The 6,059-nt window shown below is 70.2% G+C and carries 6 protein-coding genes and 1 pseudogene; 4 read left to right on the top strand and 3 right to left on the bottom strand.

Features of this window, described 5'->3' with window-relative positions; genetic code table 11:
• Positions 1–269, bottom strand: a pseudogene (locus AC08OO_RS22140) (IS110 family transposase); the annotation flags it as partial.
• Between the two features lie 499 nt (positions 270–768).
• Here AC08OO_RS22140 and AC08OO_RS22135 point away from each other — a divergent pair.
• Positions 769–945 carry a hypothetical protein gene (locus tag AC08OO_RS22135; RefSeq protein ID WP_476611642.1) on the top strand — a complete coding sequence of 59 codons (177 nt, stop codon included), beginning with the start codon at positions 769–771 and terminating at the stop codon, positions 943–945.
• A gap of 90 nt (positions 946–1,035) precedes the next feature.
• Here the strand turns inward: AC08OO_RS22135 and AC08OO_RS22130 are convergent, their stop codons facing one another.
• Positions 1,036–1,755: an SDR family oxidoreductase gene (locus tag AC08OO_RS22130; RefSeq protein ID WP_023841073.1), complete on the bottom strand. Its 720-nt coding sequence runs from the start codon at positions 1,753–1,755 to the stop codon at positions 1,036–1,038.
• A gap of 57 nt (positions 1,756–1,812) precedes the next feature.
• On the opposite strand from AC08OO_RS22130, the gene AC08OO_RS22125 reads away from it, so the two are divergent.
• From AC08OO_RS22125 to AC08OO_RS22115, 3 genes are all read left to right on the top strand, one after another.
• Complete coding sequence (locus AC08OO_RS22125) at positions 1,813–2,442, top strand: TetR/AcrR family transcriptional regulator (protein WP_476611641.1); 630 nt, start codon at positions 1,813–1,815, stop codon at positions 2,440–2,442.
• Positions 2,443–2,575: 133 nt separating this feature from the next.
• Positions 2,576–3,010: a helix-turn-helix domain-containing protein gene (locus tag AC08OO_RS22120; protein WP_476611640.1), complete on the top strand. Its 435-nt coding sequence runs from the start codon at positions 2,576–2,578 to the stop codon at positions 3,008–3,010.
• A 151-nt stretch (positions 3,011–3,161) separates the two neighbouring features.
• Positions 3,162–5,588: an ATP-binding cassette domain-containing protein gene (locus AC08OO_RS22115; RefSeq protein ID WP_476619019.1), complete on the top strand. Its 2,427-nt coding sequence runs from the start codon at positions 3,162–3,164 to the stop codon at positions 5,586–5,588.
• Here AC08OO_RS22115 and AC08OO_RS22110 read toward each other — a convergent pair.
• Positions 5,573–6,059: DUF4277 domain-containing protein (locus tag AC08OO_RS22110; RefSeq protein WP_476619018.1), on the bottom strand; the 487-nt coding region annotated here is incomplete at its 5' end. The two genes, AC08OO_RS22115 and AC08OO_RS22110, sit on opposite strands and share 16 nt — an antisense overlap.

Raw genomic sequence — 6,059 nt, 5'->3', positions numbered from 1 at the left:
GACAGCCACGCCGCGTCGGAGACGCCGGTCTTGCGTCCGGGCAGGCCCCTGGCGTGGGCGGCGTTGACCAGGATGACCGGCAGGCAGTCCTCCAGCAGGTAGAACGCCCCGCACCAGTAGCCCCCGGTTGCCTCCATCCCCACCAGGGTGACCTTCTCCGCGACCAGCCAGTCCCGCAGTCCCAGCAGAGCGTTCGTCGTCGTCGCGAACGTGCGGACCTCCTGCCGGCGGGGGCACGTCCCCGGCCCGCCTTCGGCGTGCGCACGCACGCCTTGAGGTCCTTCTTACCGATATCCAGCGCGGCACACCGGTCGTGCAGCAACTCCACCAGACGTCTCCGAGCCCCGGACGGCTACCAGGCGCGGCCGCCCGGAGGGACCACAGGCCTCGGAAGAGTCTGACCCGTGTGCTCGAAGCAACAATCACCAGCGCCTGTCAGCGGTCCCCGCGCCATCCTGACTCCCGAGCTCGGGAAGGCATCACAGTGACACCGGCGTCCCGGACGGCCGCGGCCCCGATTTTCCCGCCACCACGGCGGCCAGCGCAGCGGCCCCGGTTCCTGACAAGAAACCCGCGGGCCGCCCGCGCCCCGGTCACCAGGCGAACCGATGCGTCCGGAACTACATCCACCGTTGCTCGGAGCGGCCCGCGTCGTGTCGAAGGCACAGATCGAGGGACTCGGGTACTCGCTCGATCCCGCCGATCACCTGATACCTCCCCTCACGGCGAGCCGCGCGGGTGCCACCGTGCCCAGCGACGGCGGGCCAGGTGCGGACCGCCGACCGGGCGAACGAGAACGTCGCGCGCATCGTCCTGCGGAGCGGTGACACGGCGGCCGGCGATTTTCCCGATGGCTGGTCGCGGGCCGTGCTGCGGGAGCTGGGCACCATCCAGGCCGGCCCGTCTAACCAGGTGGTCAAGCGGCTGCTGACCAACCACCGCTGACGGGATCGCGCTGGTGCTGCCCCGCGACTGCTGGACGCGTTGCACGCGGGGCTGTCGGCAGAAGACGTCGCTGACGGGTTGGAAGGCTGGTCAGCCCATCGACACGAGACGGGCCCCGCCGTCGGTCTCGATGACTGTGCCGGTGAGGTTGGCGTTGGTGGCTGCGACGACGGTGACCTCGGCGATGTCGTCCGCGGTCGCGATCCGCTGGGTGGGGAGCGCCTGGGCGGCTTGGGCGAAGTATGCCTTCCGGGCCTCGTCGGGTATGCCACTCCACCAGGGGGTGTCGACCAGGCCGGGGGAGACGCCGTTGACCCGGATCGGCGCGAGTTCCACAGCAAGCGGCTTGACCAGGGCCTCGACGGCGCCGTTGAGGGCTGCGATGCCTGCGGTTCCTGGCATTCCGGCGCGGGCGGTGATCGCGCCGAGCAACGTGATGGAGCCGGTCGCTGTGAGGTGCGGCACAGCCGCCTGGATGGTGGTGAGGTGAGCCCAGAACTTCGCGTCGAAGGCTCGGCGGAGCATGTCGAAGTCCAGGTCAGCGACAGATCCCGAACCTTCGCTGCCACTGAGGCTGATGATCAGCCAGTCGATTCGGCCGATCGTCTCGATGACGGCGCTGATCTCGGCACGGTTGCCGCCGTCCGCCCGGTGGACGATCAGCTCCGGGTCGCTGGCCGCGACGTCATCGAGCCGCTGCTTGCCGCGGCCGACAACGTGGACCGTTGCGCCAAGGGCTTGCAGCCGCCGGGCGGTGGCCAACCCGATCCCAGACGTTCCCCCGACGACCAGCGCGGTGTGCTCGCTCACGTGATCTCCTAAATCGAACCGTTACGTCTCGTATCGGATTGACGATAGCATGCCTCCGTGACCGACCACCCCATCCCGGTCCGACCCGGACGCAAGCGCAGCGAGGAGAGCCGGCTGGCCATCCTTGCCGCGGCGATCGAGCTCGTGGGAGAGGTTGGCTACGCAGGCTTGACGATCGAGGGCATCGCGGCCCGCTCCGGCGCGGGCAAACAGACGATCTACCGCTGGTGGCCGTCCAAGGCCGACGTGCTGCTTGACGCGCTGGCCACCAAGGCCGACCTGCACGTGCCCATCCCGGACGAGGGCAGTTACACCGCCGACCTGCGTGCCTTCCTCACGGCTAGCTTCCGGCTGGGCCGTGACCAGCGGGTAGCCGATGCACTGCGCGCACTGATGGCCCACGCTCAGATCGACGAGGAGTTCCGGGGACGGTTCCGCTCCTCGTTCTTGCAGCGCCGCCGTGACGCGCTCGGGATCATCCTCGACCGGGCCCGGACCCGCGGCGAGCTGCCACCCGTCCCTTCCCCTGGCACCGCCGCTGACCTCGTCTTCGGCGTCATCTGGTACCGGATGCTTGCCACCAGCCAACCCGTTGACGAGAATCTGATCGACGAACTCGTAACCACGCTCACCGAACCACGACCCGCCGTCGGCACATCCACTCCAGCAGCGAGGAAGAGCACATGAGCGAATCCGTGACGCGGTACTGAACCTGCACGGTCCCATCGCCACCCAGGGCGCGGCGGAGTGGACCGTTCACCTGTCCGTTGCCCGGCCCGGCCCGTCCACGTGCTCGGCGCGATGTGGCACGATCTGGCAGGTGACGAGCAGACCCGTCGCGGCGCGGCGCCTGATCGACCTCGCGCGGCTGCGCCGCGTCCGCGACCGGATCGACCGGGAGTACGCGCGGCCGCTGGATGTCGAGGCGCTCGCCCGCGGCGCGCACATGTCGGCCGGGCATCTCAGCCGCGAGTTCCGGCTCGCCTACGGCGAGTCGCCGTACGCCTATCTGATGGCGCGGCGCATCGAGCGCGCAATGGCGCTGCTGCGTCGTGGCGACCTGAGTGTCACCGAGGTCTGTTTCGCGGTCGGCTGCTCGTCGCTGGCCACCGCCGTCCTCGACGGCATCTTCGCGCGGCTGCAGGCCAGCGGCGCCGAGGTCGTCCAGGAGCCGACCGAGCAGCCGTACGGCGTTCGCGACTGCGCCTTCCGCGATCCCGCGGGCAACCTGATCCGCATCAACGAGCTCCGCTGAGCCGTCCGGCGATCGCAGCATAACCGGCCCGACGGCACCTCCCGTGTACCAGGCACCTCCCGTGCACCAGGCACCTCCCGTGCACCAGGCAGATGGAGACACGATGAGCACGGCCATGAGCACGGCCATGAGCACGGCCATGAGCACGGCCATGAGCACGGCCACGAGGACGGACCCGCGGTCGCCGGACCCGCGGTCGCCGGCGCCGCACGTTGCCGACCGCAGCGATGTGATCCGCGTGCACGGCGCGCGCGAGAACAACCTCAGGGACGTCAGCATCGAGATCCCGAAGCGCCGGCTGACGGTGTTCACCGGCGTCTCCGGCTCGGGCAAGAGCTCGCTGGTGTTCGGCACGATCGCCGCCGAGTCGCAGCGGCTGATCAACGAGACGTACAGCGCCTTCGTGCAGGGCTTCATGCCGACGCTGGCGCGGCCCGAGGTCGACGTACTCGAAGGGCTGACAACCGCGATCATCGTCGACCAGCAGCGGATGGGAGCCGACGCCCGCTCCACGGTCGGCACCGCCACCGACGCGAACGCGATGCTGCGCATCCTGTTCAGCCGGCTCGGCGAGCCACACATCGGCTCGCCCAACGCGTTCTCCTTCAACGTTCCCTCGGTCCGAGCGGCCGGCGCGGTCACGGTCGAACGCGGTGCCGGTAAGACCAAGACCGTGAAACAGACCTACGCCCGCGCCGGCGGCATGTGCCCGCGCTGCGAAGGCCGGGGCACGGTCTCCGAGATCGACCTCACCCAGCTTTTCGACGACTCCAAGTCGCTCGCCGAGGGCGCGATCACCATTCCCGGCTACAAGGTGGACGGCTGGTGGACGGTGGGGATCTTCATCGAGTCGGGCTTCCTCGACCCGAACAAGCCGATCCGCCAGTACACGAAGAAGGAACTCCGGGACTTCCTCTACAAGGAACCGACCAAGGTGAAGGTCAACGGTGTCAACCTCACCTACGAGGGGCTGGTCCCCAAGGTCCAGAAGTCGTTCCTCGCCAAGGACCCCGACGCCCTGCAGCCGCATATCCGGGCGTTCGTGGACCGGGCGGTCACCTTCACCGCCTGTCCCGACTGCGGCGGCACCCGGCTCAGCGAGGCGGCTCGGTCCTCCAGGATCAAAGGGATCAACATCGCCGACGCCTGCGCGATGCAGATCAGTGACCTGGCCGAATGGGTCCGCGGCCTCGACGAGCCGTCGGTCGCGCCGCTGCTCGCCACGCTGCGGCGGACCCTCGACTCGTTCGTGGAGATCGGGCTGGGCTACCTCTCGCTCGACCGGCCGTCGGGCACGCTGTCGGGCGGCGAGGCGCAGCGCGTCAAGATGATCCGCCACCTCGGCTCCTCCCTCACCGACGTCACCTACGTCTTCGACGAGCCCACCACGGGCCTGCACCCCCATGACATCCGGCGGATGAACGACCTACTGCTACGGCTGCGGGACAAGGGCAACACGGTGCTCGTCGTGGAGCACGAGCCGGAGACGATCGCGATCGCCGACCACGTCGTCGACCTCGGCCCCGGCGCCGGAACGGCGGGCGGCACCGTCTGCTTCGAGGGCACCGTCGAGGGGCTGCGGGCCAGCGGCACCCGCACCGGCCGCCATCTCGACGACCGGGCCGCCATCAAGGAGGCGGTGCGGACGCCCACCGGCCGGCTAGCGATCCGCGGCGCGACGGCGCACAACCTGCGCGGCGTCGACGTCGACATCCCGCTCGGGGTGCTTGTCGTCGTCACCGGCGTCGCCGGCTCCGGCAAGAGCTCGCTCGTGCACGGGTCGATCCCCCATCTCTCGGGGCCAGCCGGCGCGGGTGTGGTGTCGATCGACCAGGGCGCGATCCGCGGCTCGCGACGGAGCAACCCGGCGACGTACACCGGACTGCTCGACCCGATCCGCAAGGCGTTCGCGAAGGCGGGCGGCGTGAAGCCGGCGCTGTTCAGCGCCAACTCCGAGGGCGCCTGCCCCACCTGCAACGGCGTCGGGGTCATCTACACCGACCTGGCGATGATGGCCGGCGTCGCCACCACCTGCGAGGAGTGCGAGGGAAAACGGTTTGAAGCATCGGTGCTGAAGCACCACCTCGGCGGCCGCGACATCAGCGAAGTGCTCGCGATGTCGGTGACCGAGGCCGAGGAGTTCTTCGGCGCCGGGGAGGCGCGCACGCCGGCCGCGCACGCCATCCTCAACCGGCTCGCCGACGTCGGGCTCGGCTACCTCAGCCTTGGCCAGCCGCTCACCACGCTGTCCGGCGGCGAGCGGCAGCGGCTCAAGCTGGCCACCCACCTGGCCGAGAAGGGCGGCGTCTACGTCCTCGACGAGCCGACCACCGGCCTGCACCTCGCCGACGTCGAGCAGCTGCTCGGCCTGCTCGACCGGCTCGTCGACGCCGGCAAGTCGGTCATCGTCATCGAGCACCACCAAGCGGTCATGGCGCACGCCGACTGGCTCATCGACCTCGGTCCCGGTGCCGGCCACGACGGCGGCCGGATCGTCTTCGAGGGCACCCCCGCCGACCTCGTCGCAGCCCGCTCCACCCTCACCGGCGAGCACCTCGCGGCCTACGTCGGCACCTGACCGAGGACACCGGCGTGCTGTTTGAAGCGGACCGGGAGGCTGGCGATGCCGCGCAGGACGAGGTTCCTACGGTAGGCGAGGTGGTCCGTGAGCGGCGTCATCGTGATCCCTCTCCGGATGAGCTCGTGCAGCACGAGGCCGAACGCGGTGATCGCCGCGGCGCCGACCGGGCCGACGACGGCCTCGCAGACCGGGGCGAGCGCGCCCAGCGCCCGACCGACCCGGTCGTCGTTCAGAATGTCCGGCGCGAGGCCGGACATCTCCCCGACCGCCCACTGGCGTGCCCACCGTTCGACGTGCAGCAGCGGGGCCGGCGAGGTCGGCCGGTTGGCGACCAGCGCGGCGATCACCTGCCCGTGGGTGGCCCGGTTGACCTTGTCGCGCATCGGGGCGAGCCGGTCGATCGTGCCCGCGACATCGAGGCGGGCCAGGTAGTCACGCACGACGGGCAGCACACCGAGCGACTTCTCC

The sequence above is a fragment of the Frankia sp. CeCAU1 genome (genome assembly GCF_977971845.1).
This window is presented reverse-complemented; position numbering and strand designations above follow the sequence as displayed.

Excerpts from the sequence above, each read along its gene's own strand:
- AC08OO_RS22115 (WP_476619019.1), top strand. The coding sequence starts at position 3,162 with ATGAGCACGGCCACGAGGACGGACCCGCGGTCGCCGGACCCGCGGTCG.